Raw genomic sequence first — 25,363 nt, 5'->3', positions numbered from 1 at the left:
CGCATGACAATGCGCTTCGTCCGCTTCCTGCTGGTTTGTGCATTGGTTGCCAGCGCTTTTCAACTCCATGCCGAGCCGACGCGCATCGCAGTCATTTATACAGAGGCTGACGATTTCAATCCCGGCAATTTATCCAGCCTCCTGGGCGGCATAGAAAATACGCCCGACGTTGAAGTCATTCTCCTTTCCCTCAAAGACATCAACGGTCCCCAGCTCAGCCAGATGCTGTTGGCAGGCAGCCAGCGCAACAGCGTGTTGCGACTCGCCGCAGCTGGCGGCAACATTGGCCCGATAGCCGTGTTCTACCCGGATATCGGCGAACCGTACCGCAGCATCTTCTCGAAGATCATTGAGGGGATCGAGGAAACCTCCCAGGCCAAGGTCGCCAGTTACGCCGTGGGTAACAGCTTCAACACCCAGTCCATTGCAGAGGAACTGAAACGCCAGGATATTCGTGTCGTCATCGCCCTGGGGCGCAACGGCCTGCGTGCGGCCAGCACCCTCGACAAGGAAATCAGCATCGTGGCCGGTGGTGTGGTCTCGGTTCCGGAATCCGAACAGCGCCGCAACGCCATACTGAGTCTGGCGCCGGATCCGGCGCTGCTGTTTGCCCGGTTGAAAATGCTGTCACCGAAGACACAACGAATTTTCGTCGTCTATGAACCGCGCCAGAATGGCTGGTTGATCAAGTTGGCGAAAGAGGCAGCACGGACTCAAGGGATCGAACTGGTTGCTCAGGAAGCCAGCGACCTGAAGAGCGCGCTGACCATCTACCAGAGCATTTTCGCCACGGTCGATGCCAAGCGTGATGCGCTCTGGTTACCGCAGGACAGCGCCACGGTCGACGAATCGCTGGTCATGCCCCACGTCTTGCAGGAATCCTGGAACAAGAGCATTCCCGTATTTTCGAGTAATGTTTCGCACGTCAAGCGAGGCGCCCTGTTTGCGCTTTACCCGAATAATTTCGAACTCGGTCGCAACCTCGCTTCGTCAGCGATCAGCATGGCCAACGGCAACACTACCGTACGCGGTGTGCTTCCCTTGCGAGAAGTCCTGATGGCATTCAATACGCGTACGGCAAGCCATCTCGGCTTAACGGCGTCACCAGCCCAGCAGAAGGGCTTCGACCTGCTGTTCCCGGAGCAATAGCGCGATGGGCTGGCTCTCGCGGCAACTCCGTGGGTTCAAACACGCCACCTTCAGCCAACAGCTGGCTGTCCTGTTCTCGGTTGGCGTACTGAGCATCTCGCTGCTTGCCGCGCTGGCCACCTCCTGGCAGGGTAGCCGGCAGTTGCACGCCAGCAAGCTCGACGACGGCCTTCGCATCACCCAGACCCTCGCGACGCAGAGCAGGCTGGCACTGGCCTTCGGCTCAGCCGAAAATGTTTCGGAAGCACTCGAAGCGGCCTCTGCATTTCCCGACATTACACGGGTTGAAATCCGCCACACCGACGGAAGAACCCTGCTCGAACACGGCAAAGTGATTGTCGGCAATTTGAATCACAACCTGCCCAACCACGTTCGCACGTCGTATCTTGAAGCCGAAAACGCGTCAGGTTGGCGTTTCGTTGCACCAGTCTGGTCGATTTCCGGACCTGACTCACAGTTCGAAACCACAGAACGTAAAGACATCCTGCTTGGTTTCGTCATCGTCGATCAGAGCAAGGCCACACTTCAAGCACTCGTCAACGAAGTATTTGTCGTCAATTTTGCTGCGGGTCTCACCTTCGCTATTTTGTTTGTCCTGGCGATTCGCCTGCTCGGACGACGCATGATCAAGCCGCTGGCCAACCTGTCAAAAACCATGGCCCGCGCGACCAAGGGCGAAAGCGGCCTGCGCGCCGACATAACGGGCCCTCGCGACCTGGCCGAAATGGCCCTGGCATTCAACAGCATGATGGACGCACTCGAACAACGGGAACAGGAACTGCGAACAGCACGCGACAGCGCCTTGCGTTTTGCCAAGCTGAAAGCCGATTTCGCTGCCACGGTGAGCCACGAAATCCGGACTCCCTTGAACGGGGTCATCGGTACGCTCGACATGCTCAAGGTTGGCCAGTTAAACCTTGAACAGCAAAAACTGCTTAGCCTGGCCTGGGACTCGTCGCAATACCTGCTCGAACTGATCAACAACATTCTCGATTTTTCGCGACTGGAAGCCGGGCGCATGGAGATCGACGCCTGCGACTTCGCCCTCCAGCCGCTGATCGATGGCGTGATGAACATGTTTTACGCCCCGGCCGCGAGCAAGAATCTCAAGATCTCTGCCAGCATCGCTCAGGGCGTGCCGCCCGTGATCAATGGCGACCCGGCACGCATTCGTCAGGTCCTGATCAACTTTCTCGGCAATGCTGTCAAATTTACCGAAACGGGCTCGGTCAGACTCACGCTCGAATGCCTGGATGACACTCTTTCCCTGCGCTTCGGCGTGCGAGATACAGGCATTGGCATCCCCGGACACCTGCAGTCGGACATTTTCGACTCCTTTACCCAAGCCGACACTTCAACAACCCGCCGCTATGGCGGCAGTGGGCTGGGTTTATCCATCAGCAAGCAGATTGTCCAACTGCTTGGCGGAGAAATCGGCGTAGACAGCCCGCCCGGCCAAGGGAGCCTGTTCTGGTTCACCTGCCCATACACCGTCGGCGTGCCGATTGCCGATATCCGCCATGCGGACATGCCCAAACTTCCGCGTACCGGACGAATCCTGATCGCCGAAGACAATGCGACCAACCAGCTGGTTGCCGCCGGAATGTTGCGCTTGCTGGGGTGTTCGAGCAGCGTTGCCAAAAACGGTATCGAAGCGATTAACCAGTGGCGGGAGGGAAATTGGGACTTGATCCTGATGGATTGCTCGATGCCGGACATGGATGGCTTTGAAGCCACTGAAAGTATCCGCCGCCACGAAGCCGGCGGCATGTCCCGTACGCCTATCATTGCCATGACTGCGAACACCCTGGCGAACGACATTGAGCACTGCATGGCGGCAGGCATGGATGGCCATCTGCCCAAGCCGTTGACGCTCGAAGCACTGTCGGCCTGCCTGGAAAAATGGCTGAACTGGCATAGCGACCCTCTTGCCCGGACAGCCCCCGCCACCGAGCACATCAACAATTCACCGCTCGACATGACGGTGCTCGCGCGTTTGCGGGAAATTCTCGGCGCCGCTACCGGCGAAGCAATTCAACCTTTTCTTGAAGATCTGCCCCCCTATCTGCAAAAGCTCGAAATGGCCATCGCCGCGGGTGACACTGAGACGATTCGACAGGTATCGCATGTCATCAAAGGTGCCGCCAGCAATCTTGGCGCCGTCACCATCGCCAGTGTTGCCCGGGAGTTGGAATTGCGCGCCGAGGCTGGCGCCCTGGGCGAAGCCAGCGAACTCTTGCTTCGCCTGCGGACCGAGTTTGCGGTCATTGAGCCGGTCTTGCGCAACGAAGTTGGCACATTGCCGGGCAAACTGCTCCAATTGTCCGAGAATGCCCCCATCGTACTGGTCGTCGACGACGACCGCAGCACCCGCGCCGCGCTGCGCCACGCCTTGCACCTGAGCGGCTTCCATGTCGAGGAAGCCGGCGATGGCAGCGAGGCGCTGAACTGGCTGGAGAGCAACGTGGCCGATGTCATCCTGATGGATGCCCTGATGCCCATCATGGATGGCTTTGCCGCCTGCGCCATCCTGAAAAGCCATTCGCGCTGGAAAGACATCCCCATCCTCATGATCACGGCGCTCGAAGATCGCCAGTCCATCGAACACGCCTTCGAAGTCGGGGCCAGTGATTTCATCCCCAAGCCCATCCACCTGTCGGTCGTCAATCAACGGGTCCGCCGGGTCATCGAGGCGACCCGGGCCGAACGTCATGTTCATCACCTCGCCTACAACGACACACTGACCGGGCTGCCCAACCGCCAGTTGTTCATGGAACAACTGGCCCAGGCCATCGAACGCGCGACAACGCGCGACAGCATGCTGGCCGTGCTATTTCTCGACCTGGACCGTTTCAAGTTCGTCAACGACACACTGGGCCACGAAGTCGGCGACAAGTTGCTGGCCGCCATGGCCCAACGCCTCAAAGGCTGCGTCCGGACCGACGATTGCGTCGCGCGCCTGGGTGGTGACGAATTCACCGTACTTCTCGACGAGATCCCCCACCCATCAATCGCCGCCAGCGTTGCCCAGAATATCTGCCGAACCGTCTCGGCCCCCATAGTCATCGATGGTCGGGAAATCGTCGTCACGACCAGTGTCGGCATTTCACTCTATCCGCAGGATGGCCCCGACCTCAGCCGCTTGCTCCGCCATGCCGACACCGCGATGTATCGCGCCAAGCATAGCGGCAGTGGTTTCTGCTATTACGAAGCGACCATGGAATCCGCCGTCTCTGATCGTTTGAAAATTGAAAACGATCTTCGCCACGCTCTCGAGCGCGAGGAGTTTTCCGTTTTCTATCAGCCCGTGGTCGATACCGTCACTGGCGAAATTTCCGGCCTCGAAGCCCTCGTCCGCTGGATGCACCCGGAACAAGGCATCGTCTCGCCCGCCGATTTCATTCCCATTGCCGAAGAAACCGGCCTTATCCTGCCACTTGGCGAATTCGTCCTGCGCAGCGCCTGCCGGCAAACCAAGGCCTGGCAGGATAACGGCATGGCCAACCTGCACGTTGCCGTCAACCTCTCGGCCAAGCAACTCGAACAACCCGACCTGCACGCCATCATCCTGAGCGCTCTCGACGAAAGCGGCCTGCCCGCTTCGTCGCTGGTCCTCGAAATCACCGAAAGCGTGCTGATGGCCCGCGCCGCCGAAAGCATCGGTCTGCTGCGCGAACTGCGCAAACTCGGGATAAGTCTGTCCATCGACGACTTTGGCACCGGCTATTCCTCGCTCTCCTATCTCAAGCACCTGCCCGCCAATACCCTGAAAATCGACCGCTCCTTCGTCCAGGACATTCCTCACGACGAAGACGCCGTGGCCATTGTGACCGGCATCCTGGCCCTGGCCCACAGCCTGCGCATGAAGGTCGTCGCCGAAGGCGTGGAAACCGAGGCGCAGCACCAAACGCTGGCTCGCCTCGAATGCGATTACCTGCAAGGCTATCTATTCTCCAAACCTTTGCCGGCCGAACTGGTCGAAACCCGGATGCTCGCCCCAAAACGCCGGAAACGCCCGCTGAACAAGCAAAGCTGAGGTTTTTGCCCATTTTTTAGGCACCGCTTTAAATGCGTTGCCGCTCATGGACTTGGGCAACTTGTCCCGAGCTTATCCACAGCCTTGTCCGACCCGAATGGGGATAAGAAGCGGCTTTTCGCCGAACCGCAAAGCGTCCGACGGACGTCGCGAGAATTTCAATTTTGGCCATTTTTTCCGGTTGACCGTGGAATCCTGGGCCATCGCCGATTTACGCGGTACGGCAACGGTTTGCCCGTACAATTTATTCGTTCATCACACCTGTCAGCCCCCCAATCGACATGAAATTCCAAGGCACCGATACCTACGTCGCCACACGCGACCTGACATTGGCGGTCAACGCCGCCATCGCCCTGCAACGCCCGCTGCTCATCAAGGGCGAGCCGGGCACCGGCAAGACGCTGCTCGCCGAGGAAGTGGCCCGCGCCCTGAACATGCCGCTGTTCCAGTGGCACATCAAATCGACGACCAAGGCGCAGCAGGGCCTCTACGAATACGACGCCGTTTCCCGCCTGCGCGACTCGCAACTGGGCGACCCGCGTGTCGAAGACATCAGCCACTACATCGTGCATGGCGTGCTGTGGCAGGCCTTCGAATGCGACGAGCCGTCGGTCGTCCTGATCGACGAGATCGACAAGGCCGACATCGAATTCCCCAATGACCTGCTGCGCGAACTCGACCGCATGGAATTCCATTGCTACGAGCTGCACCGCACGGTCAAGGCCAAACACCGGCCGCTGATCATCATCACCTCCAACAACGAGAAGGAACTGCCCGACGCCTTCCTGCGCCGCTGCTTTTTCCACTACATCAAGTTTCCGGACAAGGAGACCATGCAGCGCATCGTCGCCGTCCATTTCCCGGTGCTCAAGCATGAATTGCTCAAGGAAGCGCTGGAAGTCTTCTTCGACCTGCGCGACGTCCCCGGCCTCAAGAAAAAACCCTCAACCAGCGAACTGATCGACTGGCTAAAACTGCTCCTGGCCGAAGACATCCCGCCCGAAGCCCTGCGCGCCAAGGAGGCGAAGGACGCCATCCCGCCGCTGCACGGCGCCCTGCTCAAGAACGAACAGGACGTCCATCTCTTCGAACGCCTGGCTTTCATGGCGCGCCGCAAGCAGCCGTAAATGCTCGTCGATTTTTTCCTGCACCTGAAATCCCGCCAGCTGCCGGTTTCCACCAACGAACTGCTGGCCCTGCTCGAAGCACTGGAAGCCCGGCTGGTCAGCGGCAGCCTTGACGATTTCTACCTCCTCTCGCGCGCCATCCTGGTCAAGGACGAAGCACTTTACGACCGTTTCGACCGCGCCTTCGGCGAGTACTTTCGCGGCATCGAAGCCCTGCCCGGCTTCGCGCCGGAAGTGCCGGAGGAATGGCTCGAAATGGCGGCCCGCCGCCATCTGTCGGAAGCCGACCGCCTCAAGCTGCAGAAACTGAGCTACGAAAAGATATTCGAGCAACTGAAAGAACGACTAGCCGAGCAGAAAGAACGCCATGCCGGCGGCAGCAAGTGGATCGGCACCGCCGGCACCTCGCCCTACGGCCACAGCGGCTATAACCCGGAAGGCGTCCGCATCGGCGGCGAATCGGTCGGCAACCGCACGGCGATCAAGGTCTGGGACCAGCGCGAATTCCGCAACCTCGACGACTCGGTCGATCTCGGCATCCGCAACATCAAGGTCGCCCTGCGTCGGCTACGCCGCTTTGCCCGCAAGGGCGCCGCCACCGAACTCGACCTCGACGGCACCATCGCCGGCACCGCCCGCAACGGCGGCTGGCTCGACCTGCACCTCCGGCCGGAACGCCACAACGCCGTCAAGGTCCTGCTCTTTCTCGACATCGGCGGCTCGATGGACGACCACATCCAGGCCTGCGAAGAACTCTTCTCCGCCGCCCGCGCCGAGTTCAAGCATCTCGAACACTTCTACTTCCACAACTGCGTCTATGAAGGCGTGTGGAAGGACAATCGCCGCCGCCATGGCGAAAAACTATCGACCTGGGACGTCATCCACACCTACGGCCCCGACTACAAGCTGGTCTTCGTCGGCGACGCCAGCATGAGCCCCTACGAAATCGCCCGCCCCGGCGGCAGTGTCGAACACTGGAACGAAGAAGCCGGCGCCGTCTGGCTCGAACGCCTGCTCGCCACCTGGCCCCACGCCGCCTGGCTCAACCCGCTACCGGAGGCGCACTGGACCTACACGCCATCGATCCAGATGATCGAGCAATTGCTCGGCAAACGCATGTTTCCGCTGACCATCGACGGCCTTGAGCGGGCGATGCGGAGCTTGTCAAAGTAAGCGCGGAATAGCGGCTGGGTTTCCGCCTTCGGCCAGGCGCAGACTGTTCCCCTACCTACGGGAAATGACTGCAAACCGCCAGGTAGCAGTCATCGTCCCCAACGATAAATTTCCATCTGGCGCTTCATTTCGCCTTCTTCCTGCTCAATGGTCTCGGCTGTCGAGTCCGTCACACATTTCTCCTGGGACGCCTCGGCATCGGCCGGAACCCGTTTCGGTGCCTGATGCTTAACTTGCTCCTGCGGCGATTTGCCATCCCAGGCAAACGGATTCTTGAACACGGGCGGGTCCGGCAGGCAGTCTAAGGTATAGCTCGGTGGCCAGCCGGTCTCATAGGGCTGGAATGAAATCGTCCGCTCGAATATCAGGGGCTGCCCGGTTGGCGTCGGTGGTAGCGGTGGCAAGGATTTGATGGCCTGCCACGCCAGTTTCGATGCATTTTCGGAAGTGGACCACAGCTCCTTGACGTTCGCCAGCGTGCCATCCGGGGCAATCTCGATACGGAAACGCACCATCCCCTGACCGGGCCCCTCGACCGCCGTGCCCATCATGCTGCGCACCAGCTGCCCCCAATTGTTGCGATAACGCTTACTGTTTTTGAGCTTGTAGGTCGAGGCCAATTGCCACTCTTCCGCACTCGGTGGTGGTGGCGCCTCCAGTGAGGCCGGGGGCTTGGCCGATGGCGCGGCGGGCACCTCCGGCGCCGGTTTTGGGTTTGCCTCACGTGGAGATGCTGCAGTTCGTGGCGCAGATGCTCTGGGTTTCGCTGGCTTTGGCGGAGGTGGTGCAGGTAACTCCTGAATGTCCTCCCGAACTTGGCTAGCAATCCGGATTTCGATGGTTTCAGGGTTCTCCGCAATCTTCAATGCGCCAAGCTGCCATCCTGCGAGCAGGACGGCATGCAGTGCCAGCGACAGCAGAAGCGGGATGCTCAATTTCATAGGTACGCGACCATTTCAGGCTGCGCCGTGCATGGTTGATTCCGCGAAAGATTTCCAACAGACCATCAATGTTTACAAACAATCCAAGAATCGTTAGATTGTAATTATGAAACCGACCATTACCAAGTCCTACCTCTACGAACACGTTGCCCGTATCGGCAAGGCGATTTCCAGCCCGAAGCGTCTGGAACTCATCGAATTGCTCGCGCAAGGCGAGAAGACTGTAGAGACCCTGGCCGAACAGGCTCGTATCGACATGCGTCTGACCAGCGCACATTTACGCGCTCTCCGCGAAGCGCGTCTGGTCGAAACCCGCCGCGAGGGAAAATTCATCCACTACCGCTTGAGTGGCCCGGATGTCGCCCAGTTGTGGGTCAATGTCCGGGAAGTGGCTGAGGAGCACCTGCTCGAACTGCGGGTAGCACTTGACCAGATGGCTACCTCACCCGATGCCTTGTCCTCTGAGAGCCGTGAAAGCCTGCTGGCCAAAGCGCGTAGTGGCGACATTGTCGTCATCGACGTTCGTCCTGAGGCGGAATACGTCGCCGGCCACCTGCCATTTGCCCGTTCGCTGCCCCTGGCGGAATTGGAGAAGCGATTGGCTGACCTGCCGGCCGGCAAGGAAATCGTTGCCTACTGCCGTGGCCCGTTCTGCCTGATGTCCGACGAAGCTGTAAAGCTGCTGCGCCAACGCGGCTACACCGCCCACAAGATTACCGATGGTGTCAGCGAATGGCGTACTGGCGGCCTGCCTATCGAGAACTGAATTCAAAGCAAAACAGAGGAGACAACTCGTGAGGCATCTGACTATTTTTGCCCTGTGCGGCACCCTGGCCTTCTCGGCCATGGCGGCCGAGGTATCGATGGCGGTTCCTGGCGCCCAGACCGCCAATGGCCAGAAGGTACTGACCTTCATCGCCAAGGACCCACCGGGCCAGCGCTGCAACGGCAACCTCCAGGTCGCCGCTGAAGTCGCCAACACCTACCGTGTCCCCATCCAGTTGCTGCCTTCCAGCCTGGCCCCCGGACTGCCGGCGCCGGCTGTCTTCTACGGAACCCAACTCATCGTCGCCGATGGCAAGGATTTCAACGGTGCCGCCAGCTACCAGATTGTTGCCGACGTGCTCGACATGGAGAGCGTGCCGAAGCAGGCCAAGTCGGGTCTGCTTTTCCAGGATGGGGTACGCAAGGATTTCGATACCCTGAAGGCCACCATCAAGGCCGGGGGTAAATAGCTTTCTCAATCACGCCCGGGGAGCCCACCATGAATACGCTGTTCATCCTCAACGATGCGCCATACGGCACGGAACGCAGCTTCAACGCCCTGCGTCTGGCTCGCCAGCTCGGCAAGATGGAAGGTGAGACGGTACGCGTTTTCCTGATGGGCGATGCGGTCGCCTGCGCCAAGAGCGGTCAGAAGGTGCCCGAGGGTTATTACAACGCCGGGGATATGGTGCGTATGGTCGGTGGCGAGGTGGGTCTTTGCGGTACCTGCATGGACGCTCGTGGCATGGCTGTTGACCAGGTGGTCGAAGGGGCCCGGCGCAGCACCCTGAAGGAACTCGCCGAATGGACGGCTGCCGCTGACAAGGTGCTGGTGTTCTGAGTATGAAGGGACGTGAAAGCGGCATGCCGGACGAGGCCTACTGGGACTCGTTCTTCCAGCCAGAAGGCATTCTCGACCGACTGCGGGTTAGCCAAGGGGGATGCTACAACCTGGTCGAATTCGGCTGTGGCTACGGCACGTTCAGCCTTCCAGCGGCAAAGCGCACGCGCGGCACGGTCACCGCACTGGACATCGAGCCTGTGATGGTTGAGTTGGTGGCTGAACGAGCAAAGGCTGATGGCCTGCGCAATGTACGAACCGAACTGCGTGACTTTGTTGAGCATGGCGCAGGTGTACCCGACTGCTCACAGGGACATGCGATGGTCTTCAATCTTCTGCACATCGAAGACCCGCAGCCCCTCCTGCGTGAAGCTTATCGAACGCTTCGACCAAGTGCCATTCTCTCGGTGATTCACTGGCGCAGTGACATTGAGACGCCTCGCGGGCCGCCACTGGCTATTCGGCCGAAGCCCGAACAATGTGCTTCCTGGCTATCCGAGGCTGGGTTTGATTCCGTGGTTCATGTGGACCTGGGGGCAAGTGCGCCTTATCACTTCGGATTGCTGGCGCAGCGGCCGATGGCTTGAGACATGAAATAGAAAGGGCACCGGTTGCCACCGATGCCCATATTTAACGCTTAGCGGTTCCGTCCCGGGCCCATACCACCGCCGGGCCCCATTCCACCCATACCGCCGCCCATGCCACCGCCCGGTCCCATGCCGCGACCTTGTCCGCCTCCTTGAGCAGGCGGCGTATCCGGCAAGCTCACGCCTCGTTCCTTGGCACGCAATTGCATTTGTTCGTGATGCTGCAACCGGACTTGCTCACGCTCTTCAGCAGTTTTGGCCGCCTGCAATTTGTTGCGATGCTCAATACGCTCCTGATTGGTCATCAGTTGGCTGCCGTAAATCGGGGCATCAGCGGCAAAGGAAGCAGTAGATGCCATCAAACCCAGTGCGAAAGCAGACAGGGTAATTTTCAAGGTGTTCTTGGTCATTTTTCTCTCCCAAACGGCTAATTCATCAAGGCCATGAAAACGTTCAACCACTATGACGAGGTGTTTTCCCATCCCGTCATTTCAGTTATAGCCGCAATTACAGATAAATCAGGCGTTGCAACAAATAGTTGCAATTGGCGTAAGGATGAGCGGCTGTAGTCAGCAGTTAGCCAGGAAGCAGACGATAAAAATGGAAGTGTCGAATGACAGCGATGAGCACAAAGTAGCCGACCTTTTCTCCGACTTCCGCAACCTACAAAGGCATCAACCCGCAGCGCTTGCGCGCCTGGTTGCAGGCAGCGTGTTCAGTATCGAACTCCCGGCAGGGCGAGGGCCGAACGTCGTAAATCGTGCATTGCACCGCCACACCAACCTCACCGGCCAGCGCCACGCAACGCGGCGGGCTGGCGTCGGTGCCGCACAGGCGGACGATGGCCGGCGTTACCGGCACCGTCATTTCCACCGGCACGCCCTGCTCCCAGGCAAAGGCACCACCGGCCAGCTCGGCCGGGTGAAAATCGACGCGCAGGCTGGCGCAGCAGGCGCCGCAGGTCTGGCAGACGCTCATGGCAGGCTGACCCGGCAGCGCCACAGTTCGTGGCCGGAGGCGAGGTATTTCTTTTCGAAGGGCGTCATCGGGTCATCGGTTTGCCAAGGCTCGGCGACGACCGGCTGGCCGCTGAGCAGGCTCAGCGCTTGGGCCATTTCCTCGATGTAGATGCGCCAGTTGCTGCGGCATTCGACTTCACCGCCCAGTTCGCGCCACACCGGAAACACCGCGTGCCCCTGCCAGCGCCGGGCCAGATGGCCGATCTTCGGCCACGGGTTCGGGTAGAGGTTGTAATGGCGGGCGAGACGAACGCCGTTATCGGCCAACAGGCGCCAGAAGTCGACCAGATCGGCCCGGATCAGCAGCGCGTTGGCCGGCATCGGCAAGGGTTTGCCACGGCTGATGCGGTCGACCGACTGATCAACGCCAAAAACGAAATGATCGGGGAATGTTTCGGCGATGCGCTGCGTGCTCCAGCCAACGCCACAGCCGGCGTCAAGAATCAGCGGCGCCAGCGGATTCCACGCCTCGCGCGCCGCCATGGCCAGCGCGAAAGCCTCGCGGTTGTAATCGACAACCGGCTTCCGGAACGGGTGCGCCATGTGCCGGCGGACGAGCGCTTCGAGGTCGCGGTGCGGACCTTCCTGTGCGCTGGAAATGAAGCGCGAGTTGCCAGACAAGGGTTCGTCGATCATGCCGCCAGCCGTTCCGGCGTCAGCAGGCCCTCGGCGACCAGCGCCGCATCGATATCGGCGGCCCCCTTGATCGGCCGCAGCCGGTCATAAAGCGCTTCGGCCTCCGGGTAATGGCGCCGCATCATCGCCAGCCATTGCTTGAGCCGGCCGCCGGCATGCACCGCCACCACTTTCTTGCGCACGCCCAGCCAGTAGTCACCAACGGCCGGCCGGATTTCCGCCCAGCCGCCGGTTTCCTCGCCGCGCACGCGCCGCGCCAGCAGCGGGTCGGCCACCGCGCCACGGCCGACCATGATGTCAGCGCAACCGGTCGCCGCCTGGCAATTGCGAAAATCCTCGACGGTCCATACCTCGCCGTTGGCGATCAGCGGAATATCGATGGCGGCGCGCACCCGGTCAATCCATTCCCAGCGCGCCGGCGGGCGATAGCCATCAGCCTTGGTCCGGCCATGCACAATCAGTTCGTCGATGCCCGCAGCGACCAGCGCCTGGGCGTTGTCGACGGCCCGGCTGGTATTGTCGATACCAAGGCGCATCTTGGCGGTAAACGGAATGTGCGCCGGCACCACGGCACGCACGGCGCTGGTGATCTCGTTCAATAGCTCTGGTTCGCCGAGCAAGGCAGCCCCGCCCCGATGGCGATTCACCGTCGGTGCCGGGCAACCAAAATTCAGATCGATACCGGCCGGGTTGAGCGTCACCAGCCGCGCCGCATTCGCGGCCATCAAAAACGGATCGGAACCGAGCAACTGAACGCGCATCGGCGTCCCGGCCGCCGTCTTGCTGCCGTTCAGCAGTTCCGGACAAATCCGCTCGTAGGTCTTGGCCGGCAGCACATTGGCCGAGACCCGGACAAATTCGCAGATGCCCCAGTCGTAGCCGCCAATGGCCGTCAGCACGCCGCGCAACAAATCGTCGGCGAGCCCTTCCATGGGGGCGAGAAGAATGCGGGACATGCGGCGAAATCCGGGTCGAAAAAGGAAGGGGCGAATTATAAGCCGCCGACGCTGGCGAGTTGGCGAGACCAGGAAAACGCGAAGATCAGGGAAGCTGGGAACGATTTGAATTGGCAGACATCGGCCACAAGCGGCCCTTCGAGAACGCTGCCGCAAAGCTGCTCGCCCTTTGTAAACTCTTACAGCACGGTCGTTTTGTTATACTTGCTAGCAATATTCCAATCGACTGAAAAGCATGAGTGCCAAAGAGAACCCGGAAAAAGTGCAACAGGAAATTCAGTATCAATTGATTTCGGATTTTCTTGAAAGCTGCCCGCCGAATCAGGTCGTTCACATCTCGGATTTGTCCAAGTACGAGTACGTGCAACAAATAGGGCGGTCAGCAAATGTGATGCAAACTCCCGAGATTCAATTGCATTGCGCCAATGACTCTTGCAACGGGTCTCGCTTTTTCCGTTGCGTGTCTGGTGCTGGAAAGCGTTTGAGTGACAAATACGATTATCTCTACATCTCATATCGCTGCTCAAATTGCCAAGATAACGAAAAGACATTCGCTCTGGCAGTACGGCTAGACAAGGATGGACACTCGACTGGTGAGTTATATAAATTTGGAGAGTTACCACCTTTTGGCCCCCCCACCCCCCCCAGACTCATCAAGCTTATCGGACCCGACAGGGACGATTTCCTCAAGGGGCGCCGGAGCGAGAATCAAGGCCTTGGTGTGGGTGCATTTATTTATTATCGACGTGTAGTCGAGAACCAGAAGAACAGAATATTGAGCGAGATTATAAAAGTCTCCGAGAAACTCTCTGCGGCACCTGAAAAAATCTCTACGCTCAAGAAGGCCATTGAAGAGACCCAATTTAGCAAGGCTCTTGAAATGGCCAAGGACGTGTTACCAGAAAGTTTGCTGATTAATGGTCACAGTCCTATCCAATTGCTTCACAGTGCTCTAAGTGAGGGTGTTCACGCGCTTTCTGACGAGCAATGCCTCGAATTGGCGGGCAGCATTCGCATAGTTCTTGGCGAACTCTCAGAAAGGCTGTCTCAAGCACTAAAAGACGAGGCGGAGTTGGCAAAGGCGCTTTCGACACTGATGAATTTCAGAAAAGTTTAGGTAAGTCGGGGAAGTTGCACCATCCGGCAACCTAGATCAACTAACCAGTATCGTTTGGAGGTTATATGGAAAGCAGTAAAGCGAAAGCAATCGAAGTCGTACTCAGCGCAATTCTTCAGAGCGTCGACCAGAACACGGTGAGGCCTGCGATAGAAAAGGCAATTAAGGGTGGAATTAAAAGCCTCGAAGACAAGTCTCCTAAGAGTGATAGCGAGCTCCAAGCCTTGGGGGAATTAAGAGAGCTGGCACAACGAATCGGAGTGAAGTAATTAGTCGGTAACACGACGGCGCGAATACTGCCGTAAGCACTAAGCTAATCACCATGTACAGGGCATCTTCGGATGCCTTTGTTGTTTTTTGGGGTGATGACTGCTTGGGGCACCAAGCAGTCCGCCCGACCCCTTACCCCGCCAGCGCTGCCGTAACGATGGCCTGCGCCTCGCTGACCAGTTCGGCGAGGTGTTCGGCGCTCTTGAAGCTTTCGGCGTAGAGCTTGTAGATGTCTTCGGTGCCCGATGGGCGGGCGGCGAACCAGCCGTTGGCGGTGCTTACCTTGAGGCCGCCGATGGCGGCGCCGTTGCCGGGGGCCGTGGTCAGGCGGGCGGTGATGGCTTCGCCGGCCAGGCTGGCGGCGCTGACCTTGTCGCCGGTCAGTTGCTTGAAGGCGGCTTTCTGTTCGCGGCTGGCCGGGGCGTCGATGCGGGTGTAGTACGGCGTGCCGTAACGGGCGGCGAGCTCCTGGTAATGGCGACCCGGATCTTTTCCCGTGACGGCGGTGATTTCGGCAGCGAGCAGGCCGAGGAGGATGCCGTCCTTGTCGGTCGTCCACACCGTGCCGTCGCGCTTGAGGAAGCTGGCCCCGGCGCTCTCTTCGCCGCCGAAGCAGATGCTGCCGTCGAGCAGGCCAGCCGAGAACCATTTGAAGCCGACCGGCACTTCGTAGAGCGTGCGCCCCAGGCCGCCGACGACGCGGTCAATCAGGCCGCTCGACACCAGGGTCTTACCGACCGCCGCTGCCGCCGACCATTGCGGACGATGGGCCAGCAGGTACTGGATGGCGACGGCGAGGTAATGGTTGGGATTAACCAGGCCCAGCGAGGGCGTGACGATGCCGTGGCGGTCGACGTCGGCGTCGTTGCCCCAGGCAATGTCGAAGCGGTCCTTGAGGGCGACCAGGCTGGCCATGGCGTAGGGGCTGGAACAATCCATGCGGATCTTGCCGTCGTGATCGAGGGTCATGAAGCCGAAGGCCGGATCGACCGCCGGATTCACCACCTCGATGTCGAGGCCGTACAGATCGGCAATCGGCTGCCAGTAGGCGACGGCCGCGCCGCCCAGTGGATCGACGCCGATGCGCAACTTGGCGTTGCGAATCGCCTCCATGTCGATGACCTCGCCGAGTTCGGCGATGTAGGGCGTCATCAGGTCGACCGCCCGGGTCGTCGGTGCGGCCAGGGCCTGCGCGTAGGGAAGCCGCTTGACGCCGCGATTGCCGTCGGCCAGCAGGGCGTTGGCGCGCTGCTCGATCCAGCCCGTGACGTCGGTGTCGGCCGGGCCGCCGTGCGGCGGGTTGTACTTGATGCCCCCATCCTGCGGCGGATTGTGCGAGGGCGTGATGACGATGCCGTCGGCGCGGTCCGCCGGATTGCCGGCGTTATGGACGAGGATGGCGCGCGAGATGACCGGCGTCGGGGTGTAGCCGTCGTCAGCCTGAAAATGGATCAGAACGTCGTTGGCGGCGAGAACTTCGAGGGCCGTCTGCTGCGCCGGGCCGGACAGTGCATGGGTGTCCTTGCCGAGGAAGAGCGGGCCGCGGATGCCGGCCTGGGCGCGGTATTCGGCGACGGCCTGGGCGATGGCGAGAATGTGCGCCTCGTTGAAACTGCCATTGAACGCCGTGCCGCGATGGCCGCTGGTGCCGAAGGCAACGCGCTGGGCCGGATCGCTGGCGTCCGGCAGATTCCGGTAGGCCGCCAGCAGGGCGGGAATGTCGGTCAGGCTGGATTTCGGGGCCGGCTGGCCGGCAAGGGGATGCGCCATGGTGATGTCCTATGGTGGAGGTGCTTGCCGAGCATCTGCCGGCAGCGGGGACGACATGGTAACAAAGGTTTATGACCGGCAAGTATTTCGCACTCAGCAACGAGACGACCGGCGACTGGATTCTGCACCTGACCGCCGGCCGGAACTGTGCCCTGGCGCATATAATCCCGCCCCATGCTGCGCTTAGTTCTCGATACCAATGTCGTCCTCGACCTCTTCCACTGGGGCAATACCGATGCCGTGCCGATCATGGCGGCGCTGGAGGCCGGGCGGATTCAATGCGTCGTCGACGCCCGCACGCTCGATGAGTTGCAACGCGTACTGACCTACCCGCAACTCAAACTGACCCCGGACATGATCATCGAGCGCTACGCCCGCTACACCCGGCTGGTCGAGGTTTTCCCCGAAGGTGAAGCGCCGAAGCTGCCGCGCTGCAAGGACAGGGACGACCAGAAATTCCTTGAGCTGGCCGCCCGCTGCGGTGCCAACCTGCTGGTCAGCAAGGACAAGGCGCTGCTCTGCTTGCGCGGGAGAACCACCCTTGGCTTCCAGATCGTCAAACCGGCGGCGGCATCGCTGTTACTGGCGACTTGAGGCAAACCTGGCGCCCGACTTGAATCCCACGGTAAACCGGAAAAAACGGCCAAAATCGAAAAATGAAATGCGGGGCGGATCGAGTTGGCGTTACTTGCCGTCAGTCTCGTATATCTGCGAGAGCAGCAGGTGGAACGCAGAGGTACGCGCCGGCTCGGTCGGGCGAACGACCCCGTGCTCCTGCAAGACGGCGATCAATTTCATTGGCGCAACGTGCTTGTCGCCAACGATCTCGACATGCCCGGCCTGCACTTCGACGCGCGTCAGCCGGTGATCGTCTTCAACCATGGCATTGCGCTGTTCGGCCAGCGAGAAAATATCGTCGTCCTCGATGCAACGCCCGTTCTCCTCACGGCGACAGGCATCGCGCTCGTCGGTATCGATTTTCAGATAGCGGGCGACTTGATCGGTCAATGCGCCCGGCTCGCGAATATACCGCGAGGAGTACGTGATGTCTGCCCACTTCGGGCCGGTCGCCACGTAGCAACTCAAGGGCAGCAGCCCGAGCGTCAGCGGGTACAACCAGGATTTGCCGCAGGTGCGGGCCGCCTCTATTCCCGAGAATGGCCCCGAGACGGTGACCAGGCGCAAATCGACGTGCGGCGTACGGGTCGATTCGGTCAGTGCGCCGCGGGCGATCAGTGCGCCCTGACTGTGACCGATCACCGTCACCTGCGGCACATGCGATTGCTCGGCCAGTTGCTCGATTGCGGACCTCAATGCAGCCGCACTCTGCGCCAGTTTGGCGCGGTCATCATAGGTAAAGCAGGCCGATTGCTGACCGTGGAAGGCCAGCACCTGAGCCAGGCCGCGAAACTGGCCCGATGAGCCGAAACAGCCATGGACCAGCACGTTGATCGGCTGGCTCGCATCAAAGCGCAAGCGCCGATCCGGATTGTCGGTGCACGGGCCGAGGCCGGGAATGTTGATGGTGACGCTGGGCGGCGGTTGGTGGCCGGGTTCGAGATCGAGCGCATGCGTCGCCTGGCGCGTCGCGCAGCCACCAAGAAGGCTGACGGCGAGCATGAAGAAAGCGATGCGAACCATGTTGGACACCTGACAGATTTGGCGGGAGCGCTGAATCCTACGGTCAACCGGAAAAAATAGCCAAAATCCAAATGACTGGCGAACTTTGGTTTGCCCTTCAAACACCTTCCGGATTCCCCGGCAGCGTCTGTATTTCGCTGTCGTCCTTCAAACCGATGCCGGTCAATTGCCGGGCCAGGGCGGCACGAATCAGCCAGGCCAGCTTGACCGAAGCGGCGGCCGGCGTCAGCCCGGCCGGGCGGATGTTGGAAAGGCAATTGCGCTCGGCATCGAGCCGGCCGATTTTTGGTGCGAAGGTCAGGTAGGCGCCAAGGCTGTCGGGCGACGAAAGGCCCGGTCGCTCGCCGAGGATGACGAGCACCAGCCGCGCCCCGAGCACGGCGCCAACTTCGTCGCCGAGCGCCACCCGGCCCTGACGGGCGATGACCGGCGGGGCGATGCGCAAGCCATCGAGCAGGGGCAACAGGGCATCCAGCAGCGGCAAGGCGTTCTCATGCACGGCGGTCGCCGACAGACCGTCGGCGATCACGATGGCCACATCGGGCGCGTCGGGAAGATGCCGGGCGAGAAGCATCGCGGCGCTAGCCTCATCGAGACAGCGGCCAAGGTCCGGGCGCTGCAGATAGGTATGGCGGTCCATCGCCCGGCTATGGACGACGAGCGGTTCAGCCCCGCCCATCTCGCGCCAGCGGGCGACCAGCCCGTCGACATCCAGCGCCTGATGCACGGCATCGCGGGCCAGCGCGTGGGCGACATCGAAACTGAGGACGGCGGCCGTCGGCAGGCTGTTTCCAGCGCGACCCAGCGCGATGCGGGCGGCGGTCAGTGTCGCCAGCGATTGCCAGGGGTCCGGGCGGCTCATGGCAGGCGCTGCCGCAGGTCGGCCAGCAGCCGATGATCGGGGCTGGCCGGCAGCAGGCGCCCGGCACCGTCGGTCAAACCCATGCTCGCCAGCCAGGCTTCGAATTCCGGCGCCCGCTGCAAACCGAGCGCCTGACGGACGAATAGCTGATCGTGGAAGGAGGTGCTCTGGTAGTTGAGCATGATGTCGTCGGCCCCCGGCACACCCATGATGAAATTGACGCCGGCCGTGCCGAGCAGCACGAGCAGGTTGTCGATATCGTCCTGATCGGCCTCGGCATGGTTGGTGTAACAGATGTCGCAGCCCATCGGCAGGCCGAGCAGCTTGCCGCAGAAATGGTCTTCCAGCCCGGCGCGGATGATCTGTTTGCCGTCGTAGAGATATTCCGGGCCGATGAAACCGACCACGGTATTGACCAGCAACGGCTTGAAATGGCGGGCCACGGCATAGGCGCGCGCCTCGCAGGTCTGCTGGTCGACGCCGTGGTGGGCGTTGGCCGACAGGGCGCTGCCCTGCCCGGTTTCGAAATACATGACGTTGTCGCCGACCGTGCCGCGCTTGAGCGACAAGGCCGCCTCGCGCGCCTCGTGGAGCAAGGCCAGGGTGATGCCGAAGCCGGCATTGGCCGCCTCGGCGCCGGCGATGGACTGGAAGACGAGATCGACCGGCAATCCCGCCTCGATGGCGCGGATCTGGCTGCTAACATGGGTCAGCACGCAGGATTGCGTCGGAATGTCGAAACGGCCGATCAGTTCGTCGAGCATCCGCCACAAGCTGGCGAGCGCCGGCAGGCTGTCCGACGCCGGGTTGATGCCGATCACCGCGTCGCCGACGCCGTACATCAGGCCGTCGAGCATCGAAGCTGCAATGCCACTGGCGTCGTCGGTCGGATGATTCGGCTGCAGGCGGACGGCCAGCCGGCCGGGCAGGCCGATGGTGTCGCGGAAAGCGGTGACCACCCGGCACTTGCGGGCCACCGCGATGAGATCCTGATTGCGCATCAGCTTGCTGACGGCAGCAGCCATTTCCGGCGTGATGCCGGGCGCCAGCGCCGCCAGTTCGGCCTCGCCCGTCGTCGCGTCGAGCAGCCATTCGCGGAATTCGCCAACCGTCAGCGAAGCGACCGGCGCGAAGGCGGCGGCGTCGTGGCTATCGACGATCAGCCGGGTGACTTCGTCGATTTCGTAGGGGATCAGCGCTATGTCAAGGAAGCAGCGCAAGGGCAGATCAGCCAGCACCAGCCGGGCCGCCATCCGCTCGGCGGCGCTCTGCGCGGCAATGCCGGCCAGCGCATCGCCGGAACGGGCCGGGCTGGCCTTGGCCAGCACTTCGCGCAGATCGGCGAAGCGATAGCCTTGCGAACCGACGCTGGCCCGATAGCTCATGTCATTGGCGCCGGCGGAACACCCAGCTCTTCTCGTCGGATGCTTCGGGGGCGAAGGCGTAGCCATCGCTGTCAAAATCCTTGAGCCCTTCCGGCTCGCTCAGCCGATTGACCACGGCATAGCGCGTCATCAAGCCGCGCGCCCGCTTGGCGTAGAAGCTGATGATCTTGTACTTGCCGTTCTTCCAGTCCTCAAACACCGGCTGAATCACCGTTCCGTTGATTTTGCGGCCGACGGCGGCCTTGAAATATTCCTCGGAAGCCAGGTTGACCGCGACCGGCCGTGGCATTTCCGCCAATTCGGCATTGATCGCATCGAGCAGGCGCTCGCCCCAGTAGGCGTAAAGATCCTTGCCGGCCTTGTTGGCAAACTTGGTGCCCATTTCGAGGCGGTAGGGCTGCATGAGGTCGAGCGGCTTGAGGATGCCATAGAGGCCGGACAGGATGCGTACACGTTGCTGGGCGAAATCGAGATCGTCGGCGCCCAGCGTTTTTGCGGCGAGGCCATCATAAACATCGCCATCAAAAGCCAGCACGGCCTGCTTGGCATTTTCCGGCGTGAAAGGCAGCGACCAGTCGGCGTAACGATTGAAATTGAGCAGCGCCAGCGGGTCGGAGAGGTCCATCAAATTGGCGATATCGGCCGGCGACAATTTGCGCAGCTTTTTGATCAAGGCTTCCGAATGCTTCAGATAGGCCGGCTGCGTGTGCGTGGCGACGTGTGGCGGGGTCTTGTAATCAAGCGATTTGGCGGGGGACAGGAAGATCAGCATGGTCGGTTGGCGCAGGTTGGCAATGCCCCCGATTTTACGCGAGGGCGACCCGGCCACGCGGACTGTCGCGGCGAATGTCGCTGGGCGAACAGCCGAAACGGCGACGAAAGCGCACGGCGAACTGCGACGGCGACTGGTAGCCGACCTCGCCGGCAATCCGCGTCACCGGTTGCGCGGTCGATTGCAGCATGGTGAGCGCCGTCGACATGCGCACGTCGAGCAGGATTTCGGACAGCGAGCACTCCTCGGCGGCCAGATGACGGCGCAGGCTGGCCTCGCTCATGGCGAAATGGCCGGCCACTTCGGGCGAATGCCAGTCATGCGCCGGATCGCCAGCAAGCAGTCGACGCACCCGCGGCGCCAGGCTCGCGTCGTCGAGCAGCAGGCGACCGGCGCCCTCCAGCCAGACCAGCATTTCCAGCGCCCGATGAGCGACCACCGCATCCGGCAAGGCCGCATCGTCGAACGATTGCGTCAATGCCGTGAAAGCATCGGCAAAGGCCGGCACCACCTTGCCCAGCTTCACCACCGACTGCGGCCGCTCACCGGCCGCTGGCGCCCGCCACTGCTCAAGCAGGCCGCGCTCCCAAGCCAGCCAGCGGGCCCGATAGCTCGGCGCCTCGCCGAGATAATTGGTCACGTCGAAGGCCTGGCCACCGGCCAACGCCACCGCCTGACCGGCCTCGACGCGGAAGGTGCCGGCCTCGCCGTGCAGAATCTTGTAGCCGGATTCGACCAGCACCAGCGTCGGCAGGTCGATCCACAGCCGCCGGAACTGCAAGGGCTGGCGCTGGACGATACTGCCCGACACGGCAATACCGGCGCGCTGGACGATGGTTGGCTGCATGCTTTTTCTCCGGGAAGGCCGGCGGCATGCCGGCCTTTTCGCCCATGTTAACGCGAACCGGTCAGGGTCACGCTCGCCTTGCCGAGGCCGTTGGCCCAAGCCATGAAGCCAACCAGCGCCGGGGTGGCATTGGCCGGCAGGTCCAGCTTGTCGACCTTGAGCGCATGCACGGTGAATACGTAGCGGTGCGTCTGGCCGACCGGCGGGCAACTGCCGAGATAAGCCGCCGCGCCGTTGTCGCCGGCAATGGCGCTGGCACCAGCAGGCAAGGCGCTGCCGGGATTACCGGCCGCCGCATCCAGATGATCGCTGGCGGCCGGCAGGTTGGCGACCACCCAATGCCACCAGCCGGAACCGGTTGGTGCATCCGGGTCGTACATGGTCACGACAAAACTGCGCGTCCCGGCCGGCGCCCCCGACCAATGCAAGGCCGGCGAGACGTTGCCACCGTTGCAGCCGAAGACATTGGCGTAATGCGCCGGCGCCAGACGACCATCCGGCCCGGCCTCGACGACCAGGCGAAAATCATCGGCACGGGCCAAGCCGCAGGCCAACAGGGCGGTAAGCAACGTGAGGCGGAAAAAGTTTTTCATGGAAAGGCTCCTTGTGATGACGGGAGCCATCAGTCTGCCCGCCCGGCCCTTTCGACGCCGCTTCGTGGCGCGCAAGGATTGTCCCGATTCGCTCACGATGCGATCTCGACCATCGATCCTGCGACGCTACCCCCGCCCCCTGTTAAAATTTCATCTTTGAATTTTCTGGACACCCGATGAAACGCACCCGCTTTGGCTCTCGCGACCGTCTTTCCCGCGATGCGGCCGAACTGCAACGTCTGGCCACCGGCCTTTCCGAATCCGGTGGCAAGCTGGAAGACGCCTACTGGGAAGCGCAACTCGCCGACGTCGTCGACAGCCTCTTGAAAAACGGTGCCGAGGACGACATCAACACCGCGCTCGACCGCCTGTTCGAGGCCAACCCACGCGCCCATGACGAACTGGCCGACATGGTCGAATCACGTGCCGAAACCAACCGCGTCGAAGCCCAAGGCCAGGAATACGACATCCAGCTCTTCGCCGCGCCCATCCTTGCCTGGTCACGCTTTTCCATCCCCGCCAGTCCGCTCCCCAAGAGCACACTGCAGGCCCTGCACGTGCATCTCGGTGCCCATGTCTTTGGCGGTGATGCGCGCGTCGCGCTGGCCGATTTCCTGTTCAGCCCGGACCAACTGCCGCGCAGCTTCTGCGACACCTGGCAACTGACCAAACTGCTCGGTGAAGCCGCGCTGGGCGGCAAACATCTGGCTGTGGACACCGCCGGCATGGCCGAAACCAACCGTTTCCTGTCCGACGTCCGCTACATCGTCGGCACCGTCGTCGTGCCGCGCGGCAAGCCGCTGTTCCGCTGGAACGAAAAGGACGGCAACAAGGAAACGGCACTCAAGGAATGGATCAAGCAGGGCAGCCCGAATATCGAGCCGCTGCTCACCGGCTGCGCCTGGCAACCGCTGCTGCCCGATGCCTACCACGCCTCCTGCCGCAACGCCGATCGCCTGTCGCGGCCGTATTCGCTCAAGGCCTCGGTCGCTTTCCTGCAAAGCATGCTCGCCCTCATGCCGGCCGACATCCGCGCTGTCGTCGGCCCGTGCTACGACCGCCGGATGGAGGAATACCGCGTCGGGCTCGGCCCGACGACCGGTGATGAGGTCTATCACGGCATCGTCTGGCCGCTGCTCGGCGCCGAAGACGAAGCGACCGACGCGGCTGGCGAAATCGAGGCCGTGCTGCGCGAAGCCGGCGTCAAGGACGTGCTCTTCCTCGACCATCACTTCCCGATGGAATTCTGCGACGACTGCGGCGCCCCACTCTTCCCCAACCGCGAAGCCGAACTGGTGCACGCCGAAATGCCGGAACAGCCGGCGGCGACGTCGCAAGTCCTGCATTGATGGAAAAACCGTCGAACGCCGACTGGCTGGCGCGTAGCCAGTCGGCCGTCTGGCACCCATGCACTCAGATGCAGCACCACGCGCAGACCGGCACGCCCGGCCACCTGCCGCTGGTGCCCATCGCCCGCGGCGAGGGCGCCTGGCTTTACGACTTCGACGGCAAGCGTTACCTCGACGGCATCAGCTCGTGGTGGACCAACCTCTTCGGCCACGCCAACCCGCGCATCAACGCGGCGCTGCGCGACCAGCTCGAAACGCTCGAACACGTCATGCTGGCCGGCTTCACGCACCAGCCGGTGGTCGAGCTTTCCGAGCGTTTGAGCGCCCTGACCGGCGGCGTCCTCGGCCACGCCTTCTACGCCTCGGACGGCGCCTCGGCCACCGAGATCGCGCTGAAAATGAGCTTTCACTACTGGCGCAACATCGGCCGGCCGGAGAAGGCTGAATTCCTCTGTCTTCAGGGCAGTTACCACGGCGAAACGGTCGGCGCCCTGGCCGTCACCGATGTCGCCATTTTCAAGGATGCCTACGCGCCGCTCGTCCGCGCCGCGACGGTGATCCCCTCGCCGGACTTCCGCCAGGCTGAAGCTGGTGAATCGCCGGCCGATGTGGCCCGCCGCGCCGCTGCCGCGCTGGAAAGTCACCTGGAACGTCACGGCGAAAGCATCGCTGCCCTGATCGTCGAACCCCTGGTGCAAGGCGCCGCCGGCATGGCGATGTACGACCCCGAATACCTGCGCCTCGCCCGCCAACTGTGCGACCGCCACGAAGTGCACCTGATCTGCGACGAAATCGCTGTCGGCTGCGGGCGCACCGGCACTTTCTTCGCCCACGAACAGGCTGAAATCCGGCCCGACCTCATGTGCCTGTCGAAGGGCATTTCCGGCGGCTACCTGCCGCTCTCCATCGTCCTCTCCAGCGACACCATTTACAACGCCTTCCTCGACGACTCGGTGGCTCGCGCCTTCCTGCACTCGCATTCCTACACCGGCAACCCGCTGGCCTGCCGCGCCGCGCTGGCCACACTCGACATTTTCCAGTCCGACGACGTTCTCACGGTCAACCGGAAAAAAGCGCAAAAAATCGAATCCGCCCTCGCTCCGCTGGCCGAGCATCCGCAGGTAAAACACCTGCGCCAGCGCGGCATGATTGCCGCCTTCGATGTCGAAACAGCCGACCCGCACTTCTCGCGCAAGTTCTACCGTGCCGCCCTGGAACGCGAAGCGCTGATCCGGCCGATCGGCAATACCGTCTACCTGATGCCGCCGTATATCGTCAGCGACGAAGAAATCGAGCACCTGAGTAAGGCAATCAGCGAATCTCTCGCCGAAATACAGGAAAAATCCGCGTAAAAATCGCCAGGAAGAAGCATTTCAACTTGCCATCGACCTCTGGCAACCACATGCAAATACTCTTTTTCCGGGCAGATATTTTCCTGCGAAGCGTTGTCCAATCCGCATTGGCGCCATCCCGGACCTTCCCACAAGTTCGCGGTTTGGTGATGGCCGCCCGCTTTGAGGAGTCGCC

At 61.6% G+C, this 25,363-nt stretch carries 25 protein-coding genes; 13 read left to right on the top strand and 12 right to left on the bottom strand.

Features of this window, described 5'->3' with window-relative positions:
* The first annotated feature begins 3 nt into the window (after positions 1-3).
* The 4 genes from AC07TV_RS08335 to AC07TV_RS08320 all read left to right on the top strand — a co-directional run bounded on the left by AC07TV_RS08335 (position 4) and on the right by AC07TV_RS08320 (position 7,485).
* On the top strand, positions 4-1,149 hold the full coding sequence (locus tag AC07TV_RS08335) for an ABC transporter substrate-binding protein (protein WP_494647930.1): 1,146 nt from the start codon (positions 4-6) through the stop codon (positions 1,147-1,149).
* Positions 1,150-1,153: 4 nt separating this feature from the next.
* Complete coding sequence (locus AC07TV_RS08330; RefSeq protein ID WP_494647929.1) at positions 1,154-5,185, top strand: EAL domain-containing protein; 4,032 nt, start codon at positions 1,154-1,156, stop codon at positions 5,183-5,185.
* A gap of 281 nt (positions 5,186-5,466) precedes the next feature.
* A complete protein-coding gene (locus AC07TV_RS08325) occupies positions 5,467-6,312 on the top strand; it encodes an AAA family ATPase (RefSeq protein ID WP_494647928.1) in 846 nt (281 codons plus the stop codon).
* Positions 6,313-7,485, top strand: a complete 1,173-nt coding sequence (locus AC07TV_RS08320) for a vWA domain-containing protein (protein ID WP_494647927.1) — start codon at positions 6,313-6,315, stop codon at positions 7,483-7,485. It abuts the gene before it with no gap.
* Positions 7,486-7,574: 89 nt separating this feature from the next.
* Here AC07TV_RS08320 and AC07TV_RS08315 read toward each other — a convergent pair whose 3' ends face one another.
* Positions 7,575-8,426, bottom strand: coding sequence for a hypothetical protein (locus AC07TV_RS08315; protein ID WP_494647926.1), 852 nt, complete (start codon positions 8,424-8,426; stop codon positions 7,575-7,577).
* 106 nt (positions 8,427-8,532) lie between these two features.
* Between AC07TV_RS08315 and AC07TV_RS08310 the strand changes: the two genes are divergently transcribed.
* From AC07TV_RS08310 to AC07TV_RS08295, 4 genes are read left to right on the top strand one after another with little or no spacing between them, the layout of a single operon-like run.
* Complete coding sequence (locus AC07TV_RS08310; RefSeq protein WP_494647925.1) at positions 8,533-9,192, top strand: metalloregulator ArsR/SmtB family transcription factor; 660 nt, start codon at positions 8,533-8,535, stop codon at positions 9,190-9,192.
* A gap of 28 nt (positions 9,193-9,220) precedes the next feature.
* The gene (locus AC07TV_RS08305) at positions 9,221-9,661 is read left to right on the top strand and encodes a hypothetical protein (RefSeq protein ID WP_494647924.1); all 441 of its coding nucleotides are present in this window, start codon (positions 9,221-9,223) and stop codon (positions 9,659-9,661) included.
* A gap of 29 nt (positions 9,662-9,690) precedes the next feature.
* Positions 9,691-10,032: a DsrE/DsrF/TusD sulfur relay family protein gene (locus AC07TV_RS08300; RefSeq protein ID WP_494647923.1), complete on the top strand. Its 342-nt coding sequence runs from the start codon at positions 9,691-9,693 to the stop codon at positions 10,030-10,032.
* Positions 10,033-10,034: 2 nt separating this feature from the next.
* Positions 10,035-10,619: a class I SAM-dependent methyltransferase gene (locus tag AC07TV_RS08295; protein ID WP_494647922.1), complete on the top strand. Its 585-nt coding sequence runs from the start codon at positions 10,035-10,037 to the stop codon at positions 10,617-10,619.
* A 50-nt stretch (positions 10,620-10,669) separates the two neighbouring features.
* On the opposite strand, the gene AC07TV_RS08290 is transcribed toward AC07TV_RS08295, so the two are convergent.
* From AC07TV_RS08290 to AC07TV_RS08275, 4 genes are all read right to left on the bottom strand, one after another.
* Positions 10,670-11,101 carry a hypothetical protein gene (locus tag AC07TV_RS08290; RefSeq protein ID WP_494647921.1) on the bottom strand — a complete coding sequence of 144 codons (432 nt, stop codon included), beginning with the start codon at positions 11,099-11,101 and terminating at the stop codon, positions 10,670-10,672.
* A 181-nt stretch (positions 11,102-11,282) separates the two neighbouring features.
* The gene (locus AC07TV_RS08285; RefSeq protein WP_494647920.1) at positions 11,283-11,597 is read right to left on the bottom strand and encodes a YkgJ family cysteine cluster protein; all 315 of its coding nucleotides are present in this window, start codon (positions 11,595-11,597) and stop codon (positions 11,283-11,285) included.
* A complete protein-coding gene (gene trmB, locus AC07TV_RS08280) occupies positions 11,594-12,274 on the bottom strand; it encodes a tRNA (guanine(46)-N(7))-methyltransferase TrmB (RefSeq protein WP_494647919.1) in 681 nt (226 codons plus the stop codon). The genes AC07TV_RS08285 and trmB overlap by 4 nt, the downstream gene beginning before the upstream one ends.
* Entirely contained in the window at positions 12,271-13,230 is a 960-nt protein-coding gene (locus tag AC07TV_RS08275; RefSeq protein WP_494647918.1) for a tRNA dihydrouridine synthase, read from the bottom strand. Before AC07TV_RS08275 ends, trmB begins: the two co-directional genes overlap by 4 nt.
* A gap of 235 nt (positions 13,231-13,465) precedes the next feature.
* Between AC07TV_RS08275 and AC07TV_RS08270 the strand changes: the two genes are divergently transcribed.
* Both AC07TV_RS08270 and AC07TV_RS08265 read left to right on the top strand, forming a co-directional pair.
* Positions 13,466-14,347 (top strand): hypothetical protein, encoded by an 882-nt coding sequence (locus AC07TV_RS08270; RefSeq protein ID WP_494647917.1) that lies wholly within the window; start codon positions 13,466-13,468, stop codon positions 14,345-14,347.
* Positions 14,348-14,412: 65 nt separating this feature from the next.
* Entirely contained in the window at positions 14,413-14,616 is a 204-nt protein-coding gene (locus AC07TV_RS08265; RefSeq protein ID WP_494647916.1) for a hypothetical protein, read from the top strand.
* Between the two features lie 133 nt (positions 14,617-14,749).
* Here AC07TV_RS08265 and pgm read toward each other — a convergent pair whose 3' ends face one another.
* Complete coding sequence (gene pgm / locus AC07TV_RS08260) at positions 14,750-16,387, bottom strand: phosphoglucomutase (alpha-D-glucose-1,6-bisphosphate-dependent) (protein WP_494647915.1); 1,638 nt, start codon at positions 16,385-16,387, stop codon at positions 14,750-14,752.
* A gap of 174 nt (positions 16,388-16,561) precedes the next feature.
* Here pgm and AC07TV_RS08255 point away from each other — a divergent pair, with 174 nt between their 5' ends.
* Positions 16,562-16,981 carry a putative toxin-antitoxin system toxin component, PIN family gene (locus AC07TV_RS08255; RefSeq protein ID WP_494647914.1) on the top strand — a complete coding sequence of 140 codons (420 nt, stop codon included), beginning with the start codon at positions 16,562-16,564 and terminating at the stop codon, positions 16,979-16,981.
* Between the two features lie 90 nt (positions 16,982-17,071).
* Here the strand turns inward: AC07TV_RS08255 and AC07TV_RS08250 are convergent, their stop codons facing one another.
* The 6 genes from AC07TV_RS08250 to AC07TV_RS08225 form a co-directional block, all read right to left on the bottom strand.
* The gene (locus AC07TV_RS08250) at positions 17,072-18,028 is read right to left on the bottom strand and encodes an esterase/lipase family protein (RefSeq protein ID WP_494647913.1); all 957 of its coding nucleotides are present in this window, start codon (positions 18,026-18,028) and stop codon (positions 17,072-17,074) included.
* A 97-nt stretch (positions 18,029-18,125) separates the two neighbouring features.
* Positions 18,126-18,890: an ethanolamine ammonia-lyase subunit EutC gene (eutC, locus tag AC07TV_RS08245; protein ID WP_494647912.1), complete on the bottom strand. Its 765-nt coding sequence runs from the start codon at positions 18,888-18,890 to the stop codon at positions 18,126-18,128.
* Complete coding sequence (locus tag AC07TV_RS08240) at positions 18,887-20,275, bottom strand: ethanolamine ammonia-lyase subunit EutB (RefSeq protein ID WP_494647911.1); 1,389 nt, start codon at positions 20,273-20,275, stop codon at positions 18,887-18,889. Before AC07TV_RS08240 ends, eutC begins: the two co-directional genes overlap by 4 nt.
* A 1-nt stretch (position 20,276) precedes the next feature.
* Positions 20,277-21,047: a peroxide stress protein YaaA gene (gene yaaA, locus AC07TV_RS08235; RefSeq protein ID WP_494647910.1), complete on the bottom strand. Its 771-nt coding sequence runs from the start codon at positions 21,045-21,047 to the stop codon at positions 20,277-20,279.
* A gap of 34 nt (positions 21,048-21,081) precedes the next feature.
* Positions 21,082-21,894, bottom strand: coding sequence for a helix-turn-helix transcriptional regulator (locus tag AC07TV_RS08230; protein WP_494647909.1), 813 nt, complete (start codon positions 21,892-21,894; stop codon positions 21,082-21,084).
* Positions 21,895-21,941: 47 nt separating this feature from the next.
* Positions 21,942-22,487 (bottom strand): YbhB/YbcL family Raf kinase inhibitor-like protein, encoded by a 546-nt coding sequence (locus AC07TV_RS08225; protein ID WP_494647908.1) that lies wholly within the window; start codon positions 22,485-22,487, stop codon positions 21,942-21,944.
* A 176-nt stretch (positions 22,488-22,663) separates the two neighbouring features.
* Between AC07TV_RS08225 and AC07TV_RS08220 the strand changes: the two genes are divergently transcribed.
* Positions 22,664-23,836, top strand: coding sequence for a DUF2863 family protein (locus AC07TV_RS08220; protein ID WP_494647907.1), 1,173 nt, complete (start codon positions 22,664-22,666; stop codon positions 23,834-23,836).
* On the top strand, positions 23,836-25,188 hold the full coding sequence (gene bioA, locus AC07TV_RS08215; protein WP_494647906.1) for an adenosylmethionine--8-amino-7-oxononanoate transaminase: 1,353 nt from the start codon (positions 23,836-23,838) through the stop codon (positions 25,186-25,188). Before AC07TV_RS08220 ends, bioA begins: the two co-directional genes overlap by 1 nt.
* Positions 25,189-25,363: the final 175 nt, after the last annotated feature.

Source organism: Azonexus sp. GW821-FHT04F04 (assembly GCF_059420025.1).
The sequence above is the reverse complement of the archived record's forward strand: the minus strand, read 5'-3'. Positions and strand labels throughout refer to the sequence as shown.

Excerpts from the sequence above, each read along its gene's own strand:
- AC07TV_RS08300 (WP_494647923.1), top strand. The coding sequence starts at position 9,691 with ATGAATACGCTGTTCATCCTCAACGATGCGCCATACGGCACGGAACGC.
- AC07TV_RS08295 (WP_494647922.1), top strand. The coding sequence starts at position 10,035 with ATGAAGGGACGTGAAAGCGGCATGCCGGACGAGGCCTACTGGGACTCG.
- AC07TV_RS08265 (WP_494647916.1), top strand. The coding sequence starts at position 14,413 with ATGGAAAGCAGTAAAGCGAAAGCAATCGAAGTCGTACTCAGCGCAATT.
- yaaA (WP_494647910.1), bottom strand. The coding sequence starts at position 21,047 with ATGCTGATCTTCCTGTCCCCCGCCAAATCGCTTGATTACAAGACCCCG.
- AC07TV_RS08320 (WP_494647927.1), top strand. The coding sequence starts at position 6,313 with ATGCTCGTCGATTTTTTCCTGCACCTGAAATCCCGCCAGCTGCCGGTT.
- eutC (WP_494647912.1), bottom strand. The coding sequence starts at position 18,890 with ATGAGCCGCCCGGACCCCTGGCAATCGCTGGCGACACTGACCGCCGCC.
- trmB (WP_494647919.1), bottom strand. The coding sequence starts at position 12,274 with ATGATCGACGAACCCTTGTCTGGCAACTCGCGCTTCATTTCCAGCGCA.
- AC07TV_RS08240 (WP_494647911.1), bottom strand. The coding sequence starts at position 20,275 with ATGAGCTATCGGGCCAGCGTCGGTTCGCAAGGCTATCGCTTCGCCGAT.
- AC07TV_RS08225 (WP_494647908.1), bottom strand. The coding sequence starts at position 22,487 with ATGAAAAACTTTTTCCGCCTCACGTTGCTTACCGCCCTGTTGGCCTGC.
- AC07TV_RS08250 (WP_494647913.1), bottom strand. The coding sequence starts at position 18,028 with ATGGTTCGCATCGCTTTCTTCATGCTCGCCGTCAGCCTTCTTGGTGGC.
- AC07TV_RS08335 (WP_494647930.1), top strand. The coding sequence starts at position 4 with ATGACAATGCGCTTCGTCCGCTTCCTGCTGGTTTGTGCATTGGTTGCC.
- AC07TV_RS08270 (WP_494647917.1), top strand. The coding sequence starts at position 13,466 with ATGAGTGCCAAAGAGAACCCGGAAAAAGTGCAACAGGAAATTCAGTAT.
- AC07TV_RS08325 (WP_494647928.1), top strand. The coding sequence starts at position 5,467 with ATGAAATTCCAAGGCACCGATACCTACGTCGCCACACGCGACCTGACA.
- AC07TV_RS08285 (WP_494647920.1), bottom strand. The coding sequence starts at position 11,597 with ATGAGCGTCTGCCAGACCTGCGGCGCCTGCTGCGCCAGCCTGCGCGTC.
- AC07TV_RS08315 (WP_494647926.1), bottom strand. The coding sequence starts at position 8,426 with ATGAAATTGAGCATCCCGCTTCTGCTGTCGCTGGCACTGCATGCCGTC.
- AC07TV_RS08255 (WP_494647914.1), top strand. The coding sequence starts at position 16,562 with ATGCTGCGCTTAGTTCTCGATACCAATGTCGTCCTCGACCTCTTCCAC.
- bioA (WP_494647906.1), top strand. The coding sequence starts at position 23,836 with ATGGAAAAACCGTCGAACGCCGACTGGCTGGCGCGTAGCCAGTCGGCC.
- AC07TV_RS08330 (WP_494647929.1), top strand. The coding sequence starts at position 1,154 with ATGGGCTGGCTCTCGCGGCAACTCCGTGGGTTCAAACACGCCACCTTC.
- AC07TV_RS08220 (WP_494647907.1), top strand. The coding sequence starts at position 22,664 with ATGAAACGCACCCGCTTTGGCTCTCGCGACCGTCTTTCCCGCGATGCG.
- AC07TV_RS08290 (WP_494647921.1), bottom strand. The coding sequence starts at position 11,101 with ATGGGAAAACACCTCGTCATAGTGGTTGAACGTTTTCATGGCCTTGAT.
- AC07TV_RS08230 (WP_494647909.1), bottom strand. The coding sequence starts at position 21,894 with ATGCAGCCAACCATCGTCCAGCGCGCCGGTATTGCCGTGTCGGGCAGT.
- pgm (WP_494647915.1), bottom strand. The coding sequence starts at position 16,387 with ATGGCGCATCCCCTTGCCGGCCAGCCGGCCCCGAAATCCAGCCTGACC.
- AC07TV_RS08275 (WP_494647918.1), bottom strand. The coding sequence starts at position 13,230 with ATGTCCCGCATTCTTCTCGCCCCCATGGAAGGGCTCGCCGACGATTTG.
- AC07TV_RS08310 (WP_494647925.1), top strand. The coding sequence starts at position 8,533 with ATGAAACCGACCATTACCAAGTCCTACCTCTACGAACACGTTGCCCGT.